The organism is Pseudoalteromonas sp. HF66 (assembly GCF_011806445.1).
GTDB lineage: Bacteria > Pseudomonadota > Gammaproteobacteria > Enterobacterales > Alteromonadaceae > Pseudoalteromonas > Pseudoalteromonas apostichopi.
Map to the genome: position 1 here is coordinate 107,028 of NZ_JAATOU010000004.1, position 17,746 is coordinate 124,773.

The following is a 17,746-nucleotide window of genomic DNA, read 5'->3' on the forward strand; positions in this document are numbered from 1 at the left end:
GCGGACCGATAACTTAATTAACCAAGCAGAGTAACAAACAACAGTTACCGCTTAATTAGAGTAAGTTTGAGAGTAAATGATAAGTTTACTTCGGGAGAAATATCATGGCACTTTATGTAAATACAAATGTTAGTTCATTAAACGCACAAAGACAATTAATGAATTCTGGTAACTCACTTGATACTTCATTCAAGCGTTTATCATCTGGTTTCCGTATCAACAGCGCAGCTGACGATGCGGCAGGTCTACAAATTTCTGACCGTTTAACATCGCAAATCAACGGCCTTAACCAAGGTAACCGTAACGCGAACGACGGTATCTCATTAGCACAAACAGCTGAAGGTGCGCTAGACGAAGTAACATCAATGTTCCAACGTATTCGTACACTTGCACAACAAGCTGCAAATGGTTCGAATACTGACGAAGACCGTTTAGCGATTCAAGAAGAGATTCGCTCTTTGTCTTCAGAGGTTAACCGTGTTGCTGCGGATACAACATTTGGTGGTCAAAACCTTTTAGATGGTACATATGATGCTAGTTTCCAAGTTGGTGCTGATGCAGTACAGACTATAAGTTTCAGCATGAAAAATGTTGGTGGGACAGCAAACTCAATGTCAGGCGTGGATGCTGATGGTTTTACATTGTCTGGTATTGCTAGTGTAGCGAGTGGTGTAACGGGTAATGCACTAACAACCTTGGCTGCGGGTGTTTCAGATGTGTCAGGGGCGGCAATTGCTGGTACTGATGATTTTGCTACAAAATTTAGAGAAACATCTATCAGTGTATCTTCTCAAGGTAATGCACAATTTATCTTAGCAGGTATGGACACAATGATTGCAGTTGTAGATAAAAAGCGTGCGGAGCTGGGTGCTGTACAAAACCGATTCCAATCTACAATTCGTAACCAAGCTAATATTTCTGAGAATTTAAGCGCAGCGAAATCACGTATCAAAGATACTGACTTTGCGACAGAGACAGCTAACTTGACTAAGATGCAAATCTTACAACAAGCGAGCCAAACAATCTTAAGTCAAGCGAATCAACGTCCACAAGCGGCATTAAGCTTACTAGGTTAATAGTTGAGGGATTTAAGTTAAGGTGAAGTCAAAACTTTGACTTAAAGAAAAGCGCCTTTGTCTAATGGGGTATTAACAAAGGCGCTAAGATAGGATTATAAAGCGGAGGCGCTCAAAATCCTGACAGTAGTGTTCTAACATTTGTAAGAACATAAAATATAAAGCACAGATTATGCCATAATTTGTGTGATTGAACCCACTCTTAAACTTATCTCTCTTAAGGCTCCTAAATGGAGCCTTTTTTTCATTCCTTTTTAATTTCAATTAATAGTTGGCCTATTAATTGCTCTAATTCTTTTAAGTTAATTAACTAACCAGCAAAGTGGCAGTTTTTTGCCCCAGGCGACTCAGATTTGCCGCTGTAAGGGTCACTTTGTCAAAACACTTTTAAAGTGACTTAACTTTGACAGATAAGAAGAGAGTTTATTATGGCTTTATATGTAAATACTAATGTTAGTGCATTAAACGCACAAAGACAGTTGGATAGATCAGGTGGCGATTTAGATACCTCGTTTAAACGCCTTTCATCAGGCTTACGTATTAACAGTGCAGCAGATGATGCAGCTGGTTTACAAATTTCTGACCGTCTACAATCACAAATTTTGGGTTTGAATCAAGGTAACCGAAATGCGAATGATGGTATTTCACTTGCTCAAACAGCTGAAGGTGCATTAGATGAAATTACTTCAACATTCCAACGAATTCGTACTCTTTCTCAGCAAGCTGCAAATGGTTCAAACACCGATGAAGATAGACTCGCAATTCAAGAAGAGATCCGTCAATTATCAGATGAGGTTAACCGTATTGCAGCTGATACCACATTTGGCGGTCAAAACTTACTCGATGGTAGTTATGAAGCTAGCTTTCAAGTAGGTGCTGATGCTGTTCAAACAATTGGCTTTAGTATGAAAAGTGTGGGTGCGACTACGAATGGTCAGGTTTCTATGACGAATAATGGTGGTTTTACCATGTCAGGAATTGCAGCAATCGCTTCTGCCGTTGGTGGTAAAGGAATGTCTTCGCTTGCGGCTGGTATAAGTAGTGTTTCGTCAGCGCTAACAGAAGCAACGGTTAGTTTCAGCAGTATTACTGCTGGTGATATTAGTGTTTCAAGCCAAGTAAATGCACAGCAAGTTTTTGCTGGTATGGATGCTATGATAGCTGTTGTTGATAAAAAGCGTGCTGAGTTAGGTGCGGTACAAAACCGTTTTCAATCAACTATTCGGAATCAAGCAAATATTTCAGAAAACTTATCAGCTGCGAAGTCACGTATTAAAGATGCTGACTTTGCTGCAGAAACGGCAAATTTGACTAAAAATCAAATTTTACAGCAAGCAAGTCAAACTATTTTAGGCCAAGCAAATCAACGACCTCAAGCAGCTTTGAGTTTGCTACAAGGTTAAAATTTAAAAATTAGTTAAAAAATTTACAAATAAAGCTAAAGCTTTCGCTTTATCGGACGATAAACGACTTAGAGAACTATCAATCTAGGACTCTAAGTCGGTTGAATAGCAGGGTAGGGGTATCCCGCTATTCATCTATAAAATGATAAAGCGGAGGCTAATATGGCTTTATACGTAAATACTAATGTGAGTTCTTTGAACGCACAGCGCCAGTTAATGAATTCTGGCAACTCACTCGATACATCATTCAAACGTTTGTCTTCTGGTTTACGCATCAATAGCGCAAAAGATGATGCTGCTGGTATGCAAATCGCAAATCGCTTAACTGGTCAGGTTAATGGTTTGACGCAAGGTAACCGAAATGCAAACGATGGTATTTCTCTTGCTCAAACAGCTGAAGGGGCATTAGACGAAGTAACATCAATGTTCCAACGTATTCGTACTCTTGCTCAACAGGCATCGAATGGTTCGAATACAGATGAAGACCGTTTGGCACTACAAGAAGAAATTCGTTCACTTTCTGCGGAAGTTAATCGTGTTGCTGAAGATACAACCTTTGGTGGCCAAAATTTACTAGATGGTTCTTATGATGCGAAGTTCCAAGTGGGAGCTGATGCGGTACAAACTATCGGCTTTAGCATGCAAAATGTTGGTGGTTCAGCAACAGGGTCGTTATCAGCTGAAGATGGTTTTACTTTATCTGGTATCGCGAGTATCGCTAGTAACGTTACAGGTAACGGCTTAACAACTCTTGCTGCAGGTGTATCAGATGTGTCAGGGGCGGCAATTGCTGGTACTGATGATTTTGCTACAAAATTTAGAGAAACATCTATCAGTGTTTCTTCACAAGGTAATGCACAGTTTGTTTTAGCTGGTATGGATGCAATGATTGCTGTGGTAGACAAAAAGCGGGCAGAGCTAGGTGCGGTGCAAAACCGTTTTCAATCAACCATTCGGAATCAAGCTAATATTGCTGAAAATTTATCTGCTGCACGTTCGCGTATCCAAGATACCGATTTTGCAACAGAAACAGCTAACTTAACTAAGATGCAAATCTTACAACAAGCAAGTAGCTCCATTCTTAGCCAAGCAAACCAACGTCCACAAGTAGCACTTTCTCTACTTGGTTAGTGGTTACCTAATTACCACTGTGTTGAGGAAAATTTCAGCACAGTGGCTTATACTTGGTTTATCTGTATTAGGAGACAGCTGCGATGATTGAAGTTAATTCGTTAAAAAAAGCGCCCGATAACTTATCTTCGTCCACACCAACTTTAATTCAGCCGGAAATAGACGAAGTTAAAAGTAATAAAGGCACAGAACTTGCTGGTCGTGAACCTGTGAATATTGAAAAAACGCCTAAAAAAGAAGAACAAGAAAAACGTGATTTAATTGCCGTGGTGAAGGAAAACCTTGAAAAGTTAAACGAGTATATTCCTGTGACTTCAACAAATTTAGTTTTTGAGTTTGATGAGCTTGGTGATCCGCCTATTATCAAGGTACTTGATAAAGAAAGTGATGAGGTCATCAGAGAAATTCCTACCAAGGAATTTCGTGAAGTTGCTAAAGCTTTAGATGAATTTGCCGATAAATTAACTAATAAAGGCTTACTGTTTAATAGTTCAGTATAACCACCAGTTTCATTAGGAGTATTATTATGCCACTGATTACATCCGCAGGTATCGGTTCAGGATTGGATCTTGAGAGTATTATCTCAGCAACAGTCTCAGCTGAAAATACTCCAAAAATGAATGCGTTTGTTAAAAAAGAAGAGTCACTTCAGGTTGAGTTATCAGCACTTGGAGAAGTGAAATCAGCTTTATCAAAACTACAAGATACCATAGAGAAACTTGCCGACCCGGATAACTTTGATAAACGTATTGCTAATATTAAGCAGCCCACAAGTGATGATGGCGATTTAATTTCTGTAACGCCTACCTCAGATATTACTCCTGGTGACTTTAATATAGAAGTTGTTGATCTTGCGCAAGGCAGTCGAGCAACCTCAAATGATGGTTTATTTACTTCGACTGATGATGTAGTAACGGCTTCTGGCGGAACGCTTTCTTTTGCTGCAGGTGACAAAAGCTTTGATATAACTCTTGATGCTGGCGCAACTCTTGCCGATCTACGCGATGCAATAAATGACTCTGATAGTAACTTTGGTGTAACTGCTAATATCATAAATACAGGCACTGAATCTAAGCTAGTTTTTACTTCGAGTGTGTCAGGTACTGGTAATGATCTTGTGATTACTAATGATAATGCTGAGCTTGATAATGTCTCAACTGTTGCAAATGCTGGTGGGGCTGGCGGTATTGCTATCGCTGCAGGCAATGAAGCAAAAGATGCAGTCATAAAAGTGGATGGTATCACCATTACAAATGATACTAATACCTTTAAAGATGCCGTACAAGATATGACTATTACTGCTAAGCGTCAAAGTGTTGACGGTGAAACAGCTAAACTATCAGTAGAGTACGATAGAGAGAGTATTACGACTTTAGTTGATGAGTTAATTGCAAATTATAATAACGTTATCGGCCAGCTAGGTTTTCAATCGCGCGTTGGGAAGCCGCTCAATAGTGATGCAACAATACGTTCTTTAAGCTCGCAGTTAGTGAACACGCTTTCAACTAATTTAACTGATTCAGGCCCATTTACCAGTATTTTTGATATTGGCCTAGGAGTTGATAAAGAAGGCTACCTTGAAAAGTCATCATTAGTGCGTAGCTTAAATGAAGCGATGGATGATAATTTTGATGATATTGGCAAGGCTTTTGCAGGAGAAAACGGTATAGCTAAGCAATTTGAATCATTGCTAGATAACTATATTGATTCTGATGGTATTATTAAGCAACGTGAAGAGAATTTAAATAGTCAATTAGATGAATTAGAAGATGATGTTGCAAATCACCAATATCGTATGGAAGAGCTTGAAGTACGATTGAGAAAACAATATTCGGGTTTAGATGTACTACTGGCCCAGATGCAATCAACGCAATCTTATTTAAGTGCACAGTTATCAAGTTTACCAGGATTTACCAAATCTAAATCATAAGTTATTAAGGCGACTTTAAAAATTATTATTAGGTGATTTATGTATAATGCAAAAGTAAAAAATTATCAGAAAGAAGCTCTGAAAACCCGTGTTGCAGGTGCCGATCGTTACGAGATAATCCAAATGTTGATGGCTGGAGCTGTAGAGAAAATGGTGATGGCAAAAGTCGCAATTGAAAAAAAACACCTCGAAGCAAAGAGTGAGCACTTATCAAAAGCTTCAGCTATCCTTGAAGCACTTAGAGGTTGTTTGGATTTTGAAGTTGGTGGTGAAGTGACAGAAAACCTATATGCGCTCTATTCTTACATGATAGATCGATTATTAGATGCAAGTATTAATAACGACGCTACAATTATCGATGAGGTAAGTGGCTTACTGAAAGAAATAAAGTCTGCGTGGGATGCGATACCACATGATATTAGGGAGCAAACACTTCGGGAAAATGGTGCTGACGCTAATGTCGGTTAATTGTTTAGATTATCTTGAAGAGCAAATTGATGCACTCGATTCCTACCTAGAAAACAACGATTTTGATTCATTAGAGTCTGGCTTTGTAGAGCTTGATAAAAAGCTCAGAAACTTCTTTGAACAGCGTGAGAATTATAATGAAGATGAAGTGGAAGCTTTGCGAAATTTTTACGCGAATTTCCAAAAAATAATAAAGCGCACTGAAATTAAGAAACAAGCATTAGCTCAGCAGATAGGTTCTCATTTACGCAACCAAAAAAAGATAGATGTTTATAAAGGTATCAAGTAGGTAGGAAATGAATGACTATACATAAATCGGTTAAAACTCAACTTGAATCACTTTCTAATGAAATAGATAAGAAATTAGCAAAACAACAAAAAGAACAGGCTTTTGCAGAGAAAGCAAACTTAAAATTTGAAGAAAACTTACTTGCATTTAAACATTACTTCCCTGAGATATTTGAAAAATATATCGATTATATTCCTAATGAAAAATTTCAGTTAATTGTAAATGAAGATGGGACTGCAAATATTGTAGATTATGATACAAATGTTCCGATGTACTCTGAAAACCCAATTCAGCAAGTTGAAGAGCAAGTTCGAAAGAATATTGAATCTCCTATTTTAGGTAAAACGGATCATTCCCGTATATCTTCATTAGAAAATGAATTGGATTTTGTACATGTTGAACTAATGAAATCGTTGGGTGTGGTATTTAATAAAGCGAAAGTAGAGTTACAAGATAATAGCACTTTAGATAAAGAGCTTCCGAGTTTGATGTTATTTGGAATTGGTCTTGGTTATCATTTGAATATGATTTTACAAGATATAAAAATTGACTTTATCAATATTTTGGAACCGAATGAAGATTACTTTTTTGCAAGCCTCTTTGTTGCTGATTGGAAATGTATTTTAGAAACCATAGACAAAAGTGGTAGTTTCTTATATTTAGGTATAGGCAAGACTGAGTCTGAGGTTTTTAAAGAACTTTATGAGCGGACAAGAAATGTAGGTGTTGCTTCAGTTAGCTACACATGGTTTTACCAACATTATCCTTCAAGCTTTATGAATAAGTGGATTGAAGAGTTTAAAGTTAATTATCATCAATTTTTTACTGGTTTTGGTTTTTTTGATGATGCCTTAATGGGGATTGCTCACACGCTTGGTAATCTAGATAATGGTTTGAACCTTATTAACTCGGAACATAAGTTGAGTCGAGATATTGAGAGTTTCCCTATTTTTATTGTTGCAAATGGACCATCTTTAGATCAGGAAATAGACTTTTTAAAGAAAATGCAATCTAAAGTTGTTGTTGTTGCGTGTAACTCGGCTTCAACAGCTCTCGTGAGGGAAGGAATTATTCCAGATTTCCATGTTGCTTTGGAGCGAACGGAACTGACTTACGATTTTTTAAGAGACTTCTTACCTGAGTCCGCTCGTAAGCAAATAAACCTGCTTGTGACAAATGTGATGCATCCAACTGTGTCAGGATTATTTCCTTGGGTTGGTTATGGCTTAAAAGGAAATGAGTCATCCACTCAGCTTATTCATCTTTCGGAGTACTTTCAGAGAAACAGGATCACACAGATTCTTTCATTTTGTAATCCGTTAGTTGGTAATACTGCTTTAAGTTATGTTTGTCATTTAGGGCTTAAGAATGTTTATTTGTTTGGTGTTGATAATGGTTATATTGATGAAAGTTATCACCATTCAAAATCGAGTTTCTATTATGAAAATAGTGAAGGAGTTGAACACAAACCTCTTAAAATAGGCCAGCAAATTTCTGTTCCAGGTAATTTTGTTCCTGCTGTTCTTACCGATGAGTTTATGAGTGTAGGGATAAAACAAATGGAAAAATTAATTCATTCTTTTCAGAGTAAAGGGATTAATTTTTATAACTGTAGTAATGGTGCCAAGATTAACGGGGCTTTACCATTACGTTCTGACAATATTTTACTTGAACAATCTAGTGTCGATAAAAACTATGTAATTGACTATATAAAGTCAAATTGCTTCTCTGTTCGGAATTCAACCGCTGATGTTGAAGCATTACTTAATTTTGACGAATTTGAAGCTTGTTGCAATACAATGATCGAGTTCTTAAAAGAGGATGTAAAGGTCAGAGGTGAAGCTTTATCAGCCTTATTAAGCAGTATTCGGTATTTATATTCCTTTAAATCTTCAACTAATTATTTGAATTTATTTTTGCTGCTAGAGGGAGAGGCTTTATATACAACCTCAGTTCTAGTATCTCTTTTATATAATTATGGTGATGAAGAAAGTATTATGCCTTATTACCGCAAAGCACTAAATCTTTGGATTGAATTTTTAGAGCAAGCCCCTGATTATTATAGAAATAACTTCAGAGTGTGTAAGTAGTCTATTTAGTCGTGATAAAGCTTCTATCGTGTAGAAATTTAGTGTTATTTAATTTTGTGTACACATTTCTTTAATTAGATTGGTTCCTTTTGGGTAGAATATGACAAATAAATCTGTAGTAAGTAGTATTAAATTACAAGAAAAAGCAAAGTCAATTATCCCTGGCTTAACTCAATTGCTTTCTAAGCGACCAGATATGTTTAGTACCAATATTTGGCCTGGGTATTTTTCTAAATCAAAAGGATGCCAAGTTTGGGATCTTGATGGTAACGAGTACCTCGATATGTCTATTTCTGGTATCGGCGCAAATATTCTTGGTTACGCGGTAGATGAAGTTGATGATGCGGTTATTAACTCTATTCGCAATGGGGTTAGTTCTAGCTTAAATTGCCCTGAGGATGTTGAGCTTGCTGAGAAGTTATTAGAATTACACCCTTGGTCTGAAGAAGTTAGATATGCCCGTTGTGGCGGTGAAGCAATGACTGTCGCAGTGCGTATTGCACGAGCAGCAACAGGTAAAGATAAAATTGCTTTTAGTGGTTATCATGGGTGGCATGATTGGTACTTATCTGCCAATGTTACAAGTAATAGTAATCTTAACGACCATTTAATTCCTGGCCTTTCACCTAAAGGTGTTCCAAAAGCGCTAGCAGGAACAGCACTCCCTTTTCCTTTTAATGATATCGAAGCTCTAGAGCAGTTAGTTGCAGAAAATGGTGATGAGCTTGCAGCTATCGTGATGGAGCCAATGAGAAATTTTGCCCCATCTGAAGAATACTGGCAGCAAGTTGAGGCCATTGCAGCACGATTAAATATCCCATTAATTATTGATGAAATATCTATGGGCTTTAGGATCAACTGTGGCGGATCGCATTTGAAGCTGGGTATTAATCCTGATATTGCAGTTTTTTCTAAGGCAATGGCTAATGGATATGCTATGGCTGCCGTCATAGGCAAGTCTAAATGGATGGATGCAGCACAAACTAGTTTTATATCTAGCACTATGTGGACTGAACGAGTAGGGCCTACTGCTGCATTAGCAACGATCAACTATTACGAGCAACACCAAGTCCATGAGCATCTAGCCGTAATCGGTGCAAAAATTAAGGATGGCTGGCTAAGTTTAGCGCAAAAGCATGGCCTTGAAATTCATGTTTCTGGTATTGATGCCCTTTGCCACTTTAGTTTAAAGAATGAAAACTTTTTGACGCTTAAATCCTACTTTATTGAGAAAATGTTAGAGCAAGGTGTATTAGCAACTAATATGTTTTACTGCATGTATGCGCACAAAGAGCACCACGTTGAGACTTATTTAAAAGCGGTTGATAATGCGTTTTCTGCCATAGCCGATGCGATTGAAAACCCAGAGTTACTGGCACATGTTATTCCATCAACCTCGGGCTTTAAAAGGCTAAATTAAGATGAACTTACTGACTTCAGATAGGTTTAAACTAAGATACTTAGAAGCAGCGGATGCATCGGCTAAGTATTTAAACTGGTTGAATTCAGGTGTTAGCGAATTCATCCTAAATAAACCAGAGTCTCACAGTGGCCTTGTTGCATATATTGAAGAGCAGCTTGCAGATAAAGATGTGTATTTTTATGGCATTTTTACTCTTGATAGTGATGAGCATATTGGAAATATTAAGTTTATCATCAAAGGAAAAAAACGCGATTGTGTTGAAATGGGTATTCTGATTGGTGAAAAAGCGTGGCATGGCAAAGGGGTTGCAAAGGAAGTAATTGAATGTTTTGCACGCCATGCAAAGCAGCAATTAGGTACTACTAAAATGCAGCTTGGTGTTGACTCAGCTAATACTGCTGCCGTTTCGGCTTATTATAAAATAGGTTTTAAAGTTGTAGATGATGGTCGAAATGATGGCGGTCTAACAATGTTATGGGAGTTTTAAGTTGTTGAATACTTATACTGAACAGCTTGTTTCAAAGCTTCTGAACAACGATTTTTATATTGTAATTCAAGCTAGAATGACGTCATCTCGTTTACCTCAAAAGGTAATGCTACCTCTTGGAACAAAGCCTGTATTAGAAGTGATGCTTGAAAGATTGGCTCCTTTTAAAGAGAAGATCATTATCGCGACAACAGATGATGGCACTCAGCGACCGATCACTGAGTTGTGTGAACGACTGGGTGTGAAATACGTTGAAGGTGACACTAACAATGTATTAAGTCGCTATTACCTAGCTGCACAGTCTGTAAAGGCAAACTCAGATACTGTGATTGTTCGTTGTACCAGTGATTGTCCTCTTATTGATTTAACTGAAACCGCACGTGTTATAGACCACTTCTATAGTGTGCGCAGTGAGTATGATTATATTTCGGCTGGCCCTCACTGTGGTTTTCCTAATGGTTTTGATACAGAAGTGTTTACATTTGAGGCGCTTAAATCAGCCTTTAAATGCGCAACAGAAGATTTTGAAAAAGAGCATATGACGCAATATATTTGCAGAAATATGAAAGTGGCTGACTATAAGAACATCGATGATTTAAGTCATTGGCGTTTAACTTTAGATGAGCCAGCTGACTATGAGTTAATTAAAGCCATTTATAGCTTATTCGATTACCGTACTGATTTCACATTTGATGAATTAAAACAAATGCTAAGCTCTCATCCTGATATACTTAAGATCAATGAGCACGTAGAACAAGTTCAAGTTGGGTAAAATGTTTAAGAAAGAATTTAAAATAGCTGATACATGGGTAGGGCACGATCACCCTTGTTATATCATCGCTGAAATGTCAGCTAACCATGGTCAATGTTTAAATAAAGCTAAAGAGTTAGTTCATGCCGCTCATGAAGCCGGTGCTGATGCGATTAAGCTACAAACTTATACCGCAGATACTTTAACCATGGATTGTAAACTTCCGCACTTTGAAGCGACGGGACCATGGCAAGGTCAGTACTTACATGATTTATACAAGACAGCCTATATGCCTTGGGATTTTCATGCGGAACTGTTTGAACTATCAGCAAAACTTGGACTTACTTGTTTTTCATCACCATTCGATAAATCGGCAGTAGATTTATTAGCACAATTAGATGCTCCAGCCTATAAAATTGCTTCACCGGAATTAATTGACCACCAATTAATTCGTGATGTAGCGGCTACCGGTAAACCCGTTATTATGTCTACAGGTGGTGCGACGTTAGTTGAAATTGCTGAGGCGGTAAAAGTCGCTGAAGATGCGGGTGTTACTGAACTTGCATTGATGAAGTGTACAAGCACTTATCCCGCTCCTGCAGAGACTATTAATTTGCGAACTATCCCTCATATGCAACAGGCTTTTGAATGTCCGGTGGGTTTATCTGATCATACACTGGGAAATGATGTGCCACTGGCTTCAGTTGCCGTCGGCGCATGCATGATAGAAAAGCACTTTGTATTAGATAAAACAGATAATACTGCAGATAGCTTTTTTTCAATGACGCCATCGGAGCTTCAGGCCCTTGTCCATGGAGTGAGACAAATTGAAAAAGCATTGGGTAAAGTTGATTATCCATCCGTTGCTTCAAAAGCACGTCGCTGTGTTTACATTATCAAAGATATTAAAGCTGGAGATCAGCTGAGCTCTGAGCATTTAAGACAAATGCGTCCTGGGGGCGGCGAAATTATGCCAAAAGAGCTTCCAAACCTTATTGGACGAACAGTTAATAAAGAATTACGTTGTGGCACTCAATTGTCTTGGAGTGATCTAAAATGAGCGATATGAAACAAGACTTAATCCATTCGGTTCAGCAATTTTTATTAGAACGCGGCGTATTTGTTGAAGATGCTGACATTGCTGAATATGACTTTGTAGCTGCAGGGGCGTTAGACTCATTTGAAATACTGAGCCTTATAATGAGCTTAGAAACCGAATATGGTATTGCTGTTCCTCCAGAGTTAATGGTCGACAGTGAAAACGCAAAAGTAGGAAATTTAGCGACTGCGTTAGTGAAGTTAAATGATAGCAATTAGAGTCGATACACTATGTGGCTTGGGCCACTTTATGCGTTGCAAATGGCTCGCGTTAGAGTTGCAATGTTTAGGTGAAGAGGTTGTTTTATTAGTCGATACACAATTGTCGGATCATTTAACTAAAGAACTTGGAAATATACATTTATTACCCTATGCAAAAACACAGATAGAAGATGCGGCTAACTGTGTTCAGCTTTTCAACGAGCAACAGCTCATTATTGATAAATTAATTATTGATAGCTATCGTTTTGATATTGAATGGGAATCAAAGATGGCTAAACATGTGCCATCGATTATTGCGGTTGATGATCTTGAAAGAGAGCATCTAGCAGAGCTGGTTATCGATAGTAAATGGAATGCTGAAAAGACTTCGTCTCGTTATCAAAGTACAGCACTTGAATCACAACACTTTTTACTTGGTCCTGATTTTTCGATGCTGTCTAGGGCTTATCGAAACTGCGTGCAAACAGAGCGCTCAAATAAAGAGCTTATGTTTTCTCTCGGCGGTGGTGGCGATTGGAAACAGCTTACTGAAATCATACGATTAATTCTTGAAACAGCGCCAGAGTATAAAGTTAATCTAATTATAGGCCCTAATGCTACATCCGTTACTCAGCTACATGAGTTAGCTTTAGGTCACTCACAATTAAATTTAATTGCAGCACCTAGTTGTTTAGCAAACTACTATAAAAGCTGTACCTTGTTTGTTGGCGCTTTAGGCACGTCCTTGTATGAGCTGGCTGCGACTAAAACCCCTGCGTTAACGTTCTCAATCGCAAAGAATCAAGAAAATCAACAAGCTGCATTAGATGATTTGGGGCATTATTTCCATATCGCAAACTTAATTGACTATCCGCCAGAACAGGTTTTAAAGCTAATTTTAGCAATGCTACAAAATATAGAACGTATCCACCTAATGCGTGAAAACGTTGCGGTAAAAATTGATGGCGAAGGTGCAAGTCGTGTTGCTAAGTTAATTACTTCAGAACTCGCTTCTAGCCAGATTACTCAAGCCAATAACAATCTAATTGCAAGCCAGTATCAGCATTTAACCGACACAATCACGTTAAGGCGAGTGGTTGATCAGGACATAAACCGCTATTTGACAGCGAGAAACTTACCGAACAATGCTTGGCGAATGACGATCACAAAAGATATCGATCAACTTGATCATTATTGCTGGTGGTTTGCTAATCGACGCGACTCTTATGTTATGGAAGTGAAAGGCAAGCCGTTACTTTACGTTTGGCATCAATTGTATGAAATAGAACAGCAAAATTATTTAATAGGTGGCTGGTTTGCAGCAAGTGACGATGTTAATTTTGCCCATGCTCAACTAGTATTAGATTGGCAACTAAAAGAGACTGAGCAAACATACCCAGATGCAATGTGGGTAGCCGTTATTAATAAAGAAAATAAGTTTGTAAATTTGCTTAATCAGCGAGCAGGATTTAAATCTATTGCAGGGGATGCGAAAAAAATGGCAGTGACCCAACATTTATTTCCAAATGCTTCGATTGATGATTTTAATTTTGTAGGAAAAGGGTGAGTAGGTGGATAAAGGTATTTATGAGTTATTTGCTACGAATGTCGCTAACACTCCCACTAAGGTAGCTGTCGTTTTTCAACAGCAAAGCGTAACGTATGATGAATTAAATCAGCAAGTTATTAAGCTTACTAGCCATTTTTTAAAACAAGGTGTTACGCAAGGCCAACGTGTCGCAATATTTGCACCTAACGGTATTGAATTTATTGTTTCGCTGCTGGCAATCGCTAAATTAGGTTTAGCCGCTGTGCCGTTACCTGTTAGCTTAAAAGGGCTTGCTCTGACCGTTGCTCTTAAGAAAACCCCCGTTGCTAAGGTGATTGCTTGGCCGACCATTAGCAAATCACTTCTTGCAGATAATCTTATTGAAGCTGAAAATTTAATAACATTAGGCCAAAGTGTTGCTAATGAAACAAATTGGCTTTGTGTTCAACAAGCTGAAGCAGAATACTTTTTTACTGATACAATTGATACGCAAGCACCTTATATCTTAACCATGACTTCTGGTTCTACCGGTCAACCTAAGCCAATAGTGTTGAGCCAAGCATGTAAAGTAAATAGAGCATTTGATGCGACCATAAACTACTACGGATTAACGCCCGATGACGTTATTCTCGTAGCGACTCCTATGTACCACTCATTAGCTCAGCGTGGTGTGCTAATGCCTTTGATGCTTGGTGCAACAACGGTTGTATTACCAAAGTTTAATTTGAAGCTATGGCTACAAGCAATTGAACAGCAGCAGGTGAGTTTTCTATTTGCCGTTTCGTCTCAATTAGTAAGCTTAATTCAAAATGGTGTTGAAGGGCATGATTTGAGCTCTTTACGCTGCCTCGTATCCTCTTCGGCGGTATTAGATAAAGAGAGTAAACAAAGCTTACTTTCTTTGCTTAGTTGCCGCTTACACGAGTGTTACGGTGCTTCAGAGGTTGGTGTTGTGACTGATTTTGCGGTATCAGAACACCCTGAATTGAGCGGCAGTGTAGGCAATGCTTTACCATTTGTTACTGTGAAAATTACCGATGAGCATGGCCAAGAATTAGCTGCAACTGAAGTTGGAGAAATTTGTTGTAAAACAACAACCGGGTTTAGCGGGTATCATAAATTACCGGAAAAAACGCGAGAAGCTTATTATCTTGGTGATTTTTTCAAAACCGGTGATTTAGGTTACCTTGATGAGCAAGGCTATTTATATTATGTCGGCCGTAAAAAAGAGTTGATCTCAAGCGGGGGGATCAATGTATACCCTCAAGATATCGAAGCCGTTATAAAAATGCATCCGGACATTGAGGATTGCGTGGCTTTTTCAATTCCAGACTCTCAGTTTGGTGAGGTAATAAAAGTTGTTTATACGACGGTTTCGGCGTCAGTAAATGAAACAGAATTAAAGAAACTGTGTTTACAGCAATTAACCGATTATCAACAGCCTAGAGTGTTAGAGCAGATTGATAGTTTTGAAAGAAGTAGTTTAGGCAAAATTCTTCGTCAGTTGGTCAAAGAAAAGTATTCCCAATAGCCATAAGTTGGCAAAGCAGCCTATGAAGGCTGCTTTATAAAGTTTTTTATTTCGGAATTGCGTACAGTATTATCTCTAGACCGAAATCGCCATGACAATGAAGTTTGTACTCATAATTAGGGTTATAGCTTTCAATTTGCTGAGCTATTTGCCAAAGATGAGCAGGCTCATGATAGACGGAAATAGCGAGTAGCGGGGATTGGTGCGTTATAATTTTTTTTGCGCCCTTCAATGCATGCGGCTCTGCGCCCTCGATATCCATTTTAATGAAATTAACCGCAGAGGCTATGCTGGTATCATCTAACGCTATAACAGGCAGAAGTAGATTGTTGTCTGTGATTTGCTGTGAGTCAGCAAACTTGCCTTGCGAAAGGTCTGCACTGAAGCTCAATATTGTATTTTTTCCCATACACCACATGGAAATAAATAAGTCTTAATACCTTGAGAGACTAATTCTTTCGCTGTTTTGTTTAATAAGTGGAAGTTCTTTGGATCAGGTTCAAAACATTGCATTGTGCTTAACTGTATATCTGCTTCTTTTAATACTTGTGCTGCACTTGCAAGTGTATCGCCGATATATGAACCGCAATCAATAAAGTTAATCCCATTTTTCCAAAGAGGAAGTTTCAGTAACCAAGGTGGAAAGTATTGGGTTTGCTAGTCGTTTTCAACATAGCTTTCACTAGAGGGTGAGCTACGAAATGCGATGATATCATCAAGACACTTTTTGCTCTCATCATCGCTTAGTCTTTCTTTAAGCCAAGCTAACTGTTCTTTGTCGTTCTGTGTGCTAGAGATTAGTTTTGCTCGGTAATCCTTTGAAATAAAACTTTCTAAAACATATGGGTAGCTATTAATGATTTCATTCATGTTTAGGCATTCTTGAACACCTATTCCAATTAGATCCTGCTTAATAGCTTCACTTGTACAAGATACCGATACAAGCATGGTTACATTTTTATTGGCAATATTGTCAGGTTTGTAAATTGGACAGCCTTGGTACTCAGTTTCTTGCGTGTATAAATCGACAAAAAATTCTATTTTAATTCCATGTTCTGAAAGTGCATGATAGATTTTTTGCCCATTACCACCGGCGCCATAGATTGCTATAGGAAGGTTATTCATCATAATTTAATTACCTCTTTTAAGCTTTATCCACTGCGCTGACTCGACTGATTCTTGCGCTGCTTTAAATAAGTTCAAGCCGTCTTTCGCTTGCTCTAAGCCAAATACATAGTCATTTTTTTTGTCTGTACCAGCTAAGTAACAGCAAAGTTCTTCGTAAATATCTGTATATAAATTAGAAAAAGCTTCAACAAATCCTGTTGGGTGACCTGGCTTCATTCGGTTATATCTAAATTGGTTAGCATACTCACACTGTCCGGCTCTATCTAAGATTTCTCTGCGACCGTCATTGTAGTTTAACTCTAATTCATCAGGGTTTAGTTGGAACCAACGCGCGCTTCCTTTATCACCGTATATTCTGATTTGAAGTCCATTGCGGTGGCCAATAGCCGTTTTTGACATCCACATACTACCCTTTATGTTATTTGGGTAGTTCAGCAACATATTTACATCATCAATTAAATTAGGGTATTGAGAATGGTTAGTAAATTGTGCGATTGTTTCTGTTGGCTCCATTTCAAGTAAGTATGTTGATAAGTGGTGTAAATGCACCCCTAAATCCAAGCAAATGGTTGGCACTTCAAAATCTTTTAAACGCCATTCCTGCGGCATCGATGGTTTACCTGCAATATCTGGCGGCCTTCTGAATCCCTCTTGTGGCATTTCAAGGTGAATTTTTTGGATAGTGCCAAGTGCACCTTGCTTTACTAGGTGTTTCAACTCTCTGACCATCGCATAGCCACTGTAGTTGTATGTAACAGCTAGAAAGTGTTTATTTTTATCGTAGCAGGCTTCAATTTCAGCGACTTCTGCAGGGCCGGTAACAAGTGCTTTTTCGCAAATAATCGGTAAATTCGCCTTTAGAAGCGAGGTTATCACCTCAATATGATGGGGTGTTGGTGTCAGTATAACAAATGCATCAACATGGTTTTTCTCTTGCTCTACAAGCTCTTGCCAATCGTTGTATAAATGCTTTTCTGAAACTCCCCACCTCTGCGCTGTTGCACTATTTTCATCGGGGTTTCTTGAAAAGGCACCTGCAACTACTGCAAACTTGTTATCAAGTTGACTTGCGGCGAAGTGAACATAGCCTACAGCTGAGTTATTGCCACCGCCAATAAAGGCAAGTTTTAATTGTTTATTGTTGTCATTCATATATATCTGCCTTTTTTGATCATAGCCATTTATCGGCAA

Annotated in this window: 18 protein-coding genes; 15 read left to right on the top strand and 3 right to left on the bottom strand. The window is 38.3% G+C overall.

All coding sequences use genetic code 11. The features are described from left to right. Positions 1 to 104 precede the first annotated feature (104 nt). The 15 genes from HCZ11_RS06070 to HCZ11_RS06140 all read left to right on the top strand — a co-directional run bounded on the left by HCZ11_RS06070 (position 105) and on the right by HCZ11_RS06140 (position 15,427). Complete coding sequence (locus tag HCZ11_RS06070; RefSeq protein ID WP_167657917.1) at positions 105 to 1,076, top strand: flagellin; 972 nt, start codon at positions 105 to 107, stop codon at positions 1,074 to 1,076. Between the two features lie 428 nt (positions 1,077 to 1,504). Further along, entirely contained in the window at positions 1,505 to 2,479 is a 975-nt protein-coding gene (locus HCZ11_RS06075) for a flagellin (RefSeq protein WP_167657918.1), read from the top strand. 162 nt (positions 2,480 to 2,641) lie between these two features. Beyond that, a complete protein-coding gene (locus tag HCZ11_RS06080) occupies positions 2,642 to 3,610 on the top strand; it encodes a flagellin (RefSeq protein ID WP_167657919.1) in 969 nt (322 codons plus the stop codon). A gap of 83 nt (positions 3,611 to 3,693) precedes the next feature. Further along, positions 3,694 to 4,110 (top strand): flagellar protein FlaG, encoded by a 417-nt coding sequence (locus tag HCZ11_RS06085; protein ID WP_167657920.1) that lies wholly within the window; start codon positions 3,694 to 3,696, stop codon positions 4,108 to 4,110. 26 nt (positions 4,111 to 4,136) lie between these two features. Continuing rightward, on the top strand, positions 4,137 to 5,540 hold the full coding sequence (fliD, locus tag HCZ11_RS06090) for a flagellar filament capping protein FliD (RefSeq protein WP_167657921.1): 1,404 nt from the start codon (positions 4,137 to 4,139) through the stop codon (positions 5,538 to 5,540). Between the two features lie 39 nt (positions 5,541 to 5,579). Further along, positions 5,580 to 6,008, top strand: coding sequence for a flagellar export chaperone FliS (fliS, locus tag HCZ11_RS06095; protein ID WP_167657922.1), 429 nt, complete (start codon positions 5,580 to 5,582; stop codon positions 6,006 to 6,008). Next, positions 5,998 to 6,297, top strand: a complete 300-nt coding sequence (locus tag HCZ11_RS06100; RefSeq protein ID WP_167657923.1) for a hypothetical protein — start codon at positions 5,998 to 6,000, stop codon at positions 6,295 to 6,297. Before fliS ends, HCZ11_RS06100 begins: the two co-directional genes overlap by 11 nt. Positions 6,298 to 6,308: 11 nt before the next feature. Next, the gene (locus tag HCZ11_RS06105; protein WP_167657924.1) at positions 6,309 to 8,387 is read left to right on the top strand and encodes a 6-hydroxymethylpterin diphosphokinase MptE-like protein; all 2,079 of its coding nucleotides are present in this window, start codon (positions 6,309 to 6,311) and stop codon (positions 8,385 to 8,387) included. A gap of 100 nt (positions 8,388 to 8,487) precedes the next feature. Then, positions 8,488 to 9,807, top strand: coding sequence for an aminotransferase class III-fold pyridoxal phosphate-dependent enzyme (locus HCZ11_RS06110; protein ID WP_167657925.1), 1,320 nt, complete (start codon positions 8,488 to 8,490; stop codon positions 9,805 to 9,807). Between the two features lies 1 nt (position 9,808). Next, complete coding sequence (locus HCZ11_RS06115; protein ID WP_167657926.1) at positions 9,809 to 10,297, top strand: GNAT family N-acetyltransferase; 489 nt, start codon at positions 9,809 to 9,811, stop codon at positions 10,295 to 10,297. A 1-nt stretch (position 10,298) separates the two neighbouring features. Then, positions 10,299 to 11,069 (top strand): NTP transferase domain-containing protein, encoded by a 771-nt coding sequence (locus HCZ11_RS06120; protein WP_254869080.1) that lies wholly within the window; start codon positions 10,299 to 10,301, stop codon positions 11,067 to 11,069. Between the two features lies 1 nt (position 11,070). Then, positions 11,071 to 12,108, top strand: a complete 1,038-nt coding sequence (gene pseI, locus HCZ11_RS06125) for a pseudaminic acid synthase (protein ID WP_167657927.1) — start codon at positions 11,071 to 11,073, stop codon at positions 12,106 to 12,108. Next, the gene (locus tag HCZ11_RS06130) at positions 12,105 to 12,365 is read left to right on the top strand and encodes a phosphopantetheine-binding protein (RefSeq protein ID WP_062566791.1); all 261 of its coding nucleotides are present in this window, start codon (positions 12,105 to 12,107) and stop codon (positions 12,363 to 12,365) included. The genes pseI and HCZ11_RS06130 overlap by 4 nt, the downstream gene beginning before the upstream one ends. Then, positions 12,352 to 13,914, top strand: a complete 1,563-nt coding sequence (pseG, locus tag HCZ11_RS06135) for a UDP-2,4-diacetamido-2,4,6-trideoxy-beta-L-altropyranose hydrolase (protein WP_167657928.1) — start codon at positions 12,352 to 12,354, stop codon at positions 13,912 to 13,914. The genes HCZ11_RS06130 and pseG overlap by 14 nt, the downstream gene beginning before the upstream one ends. 4 nt (positions 13,915 to 13,918) lie before the next feature. Continuing rightward, on the top strand, positions 13,919 to 15,427 hold the full coding sequence (locus HCZ11_RS06140) for a class I adenylate-forming enzyme family protein (RefSeq protein ID WP_167657929.1): 1,509 nt from the start codon (positions 13,919 to 13,921) through the stop codon (positions 15,425 to 15,427). A 46-nt stretch (positions 15,428 to 15,473) separates the two neighbouring features. Here HCZ11_RS06140 and HCZ11_RS06145 read toward each other — a convergent pair whose 3' ends face one another. The 3 genes from HCZ11_RS06145 to HCZ11_RS06155 form a co-directional block, all read right to left on the bottom strand. Then, positions 15,474 to 15,836: an FkbM family methyltransferase gene (locus tag HCZ11_RS06145; RefSeq protein WP_167657930.1), complete on the bottom strand. Its 363-nt coding sequence runs from the start codon at positions 15,834 to 15,836 to the stop codon at positions 15,474 to 15,476. 248 nt (positions 15,837 to 16,084) lie between these two features. Continuing rightward, positions 16,085 to 16,555, bottom strand: coding sequence for a hypothetical protein (locus HCZ11_RS06150; RefSeq protein ID WP_167657931.1), 471 nt, complete (start codon positions 16,553 to 16,555; stop codon positions 16,085 to 16,087). 3 nt (positions 16,556 to 16,558) lie between these two features. Continuing rightward, positions 16,559 to 17,707 (bottom strand): Gfo/Idh/MocA family protein, encoded by a 1,149-nt coding sequence (locus HCZ11_RS06155; RefSeq protein ID WP_167657932.1) that lies wholly within the window; start codon positions 17,705 to 17,707, stop codon positions 16,559 to 16,561. Between the last annotated feature and the right edge of the window lie 39 nt (positions 17,708 to 17,746).

Excerpts from the sequence above, each read along its gene's own strand:
- HCZ11_RS06070 (WP_167657917.1), top strand. The coding sequence starts at position 105 with ATGGCACTTTATGTAAATACAAATGTTAGTTCATTAAACGCACAAAGA.
- HCZ11_RS06075 (WP_167657918.1), top strand. The coding sequence starts at position 1,505 with ATGGCTTTATATGTAAATACTAATGTTAGTGCATTAAACGCACAAAGA.
- HCZ11_RS06080 (WP_167657919.1), top strand. The coding sequence starts at position 2,642 with ATGGCTTTATACGTAAATACTAATGTGAGTTCTTTGAACGCACAGCGC.
- HCZ11_RS06085 (WP_167657920.1), top strand. The coding sequence starts at position 3,694 with ATGATTGAAGTTAATTCGTTAAAAAAAGCGCCCGATAACTTATCTTCG.
- fliD (WP_167657921.1), top strand. The coding sequence starts at position 4,137 with ATGCCACTGATTACATCCGCAGGTATCGGTTCAGGATTGGATCTTGAG.
- fliS (WP_167657922.1), top strand. The coding sequence starts at position 5,580 with ATGTATAATGCAAAAGTAAAAAATTATCAGAAAGAAGCTCTGAAAACC.
- HCZ11_RS06100 (WP_167657923.1), top strand. The coding sequence starts at position 5,998 with ATGTCGGTTAATTGTTTAGATTATCTTGAAGAGCAAATTGATGCACTC.
- HCZ11_RS06105 (WP_167657924.1), top strand. The coding sequence starts at position 6,309 with ATGACTATACATAAATCGGTTAAAACTCAACTTGAATCACTTTCTAAT.
- HCZ11_RS06110 (WP_167657925.1), top strand. The coding sequence starts at position 8,488 with ATGACAAATAAATCTGTAGTAAGTAGTATTAAATTACAAGAAAAAGCA.
- HCZ11_RS06115 (WP_167657926.1), top strand. The coding sequence starts at position 9,809 with ATGAACTTACTGACTTCAGATAGGTTTAAACTAAGATACTTAGAAGCA.
- pseI (WP_167657927.1), top strand. The coding sequence starts at position 11,071 with ATGTTTAAGAAAGAATTTAAAATAGCTGATACATGGGTAGGGCACGAT.
- HCZ11_RS06130 (WP_062566791.1), top strand. The coding sequence starts at position 12,105 with ATGAGCGATATGAAACAAGACTTAATCCATTCGGTTCAGCAATTTTTA.
- pseG (WP_167657928.1), top strand. The coding sequence starts at position 12,352 with ATGATAGCAATTAGAGTCGATACACTATGTGGCTTGGGCCACTTTATG.
- HCZ11_RS06145 (WP_167657930.1), bottom strand. The coding sequence starts at position 15,836 with ATGGGAAAAAATACAATATTGAGCTTCAGTGCAGACCTTTCGCAAGGC.
- HCZ11_RS06150 (WP_167657931.1), bottom strand. The coding sequence starts at position 16,555 with ATGATGAATAACCTTCCTATAGCAATCTATGGCGCCGGTGGTAATGGG.
- HCZ11_RS06155 (WP_167657932.1), bottom strand. The coding sequence starts at position 17,707 with ATGAATGACAACAATAAACAATTAAAACTTGCCTTTATTGGCGGTGGC.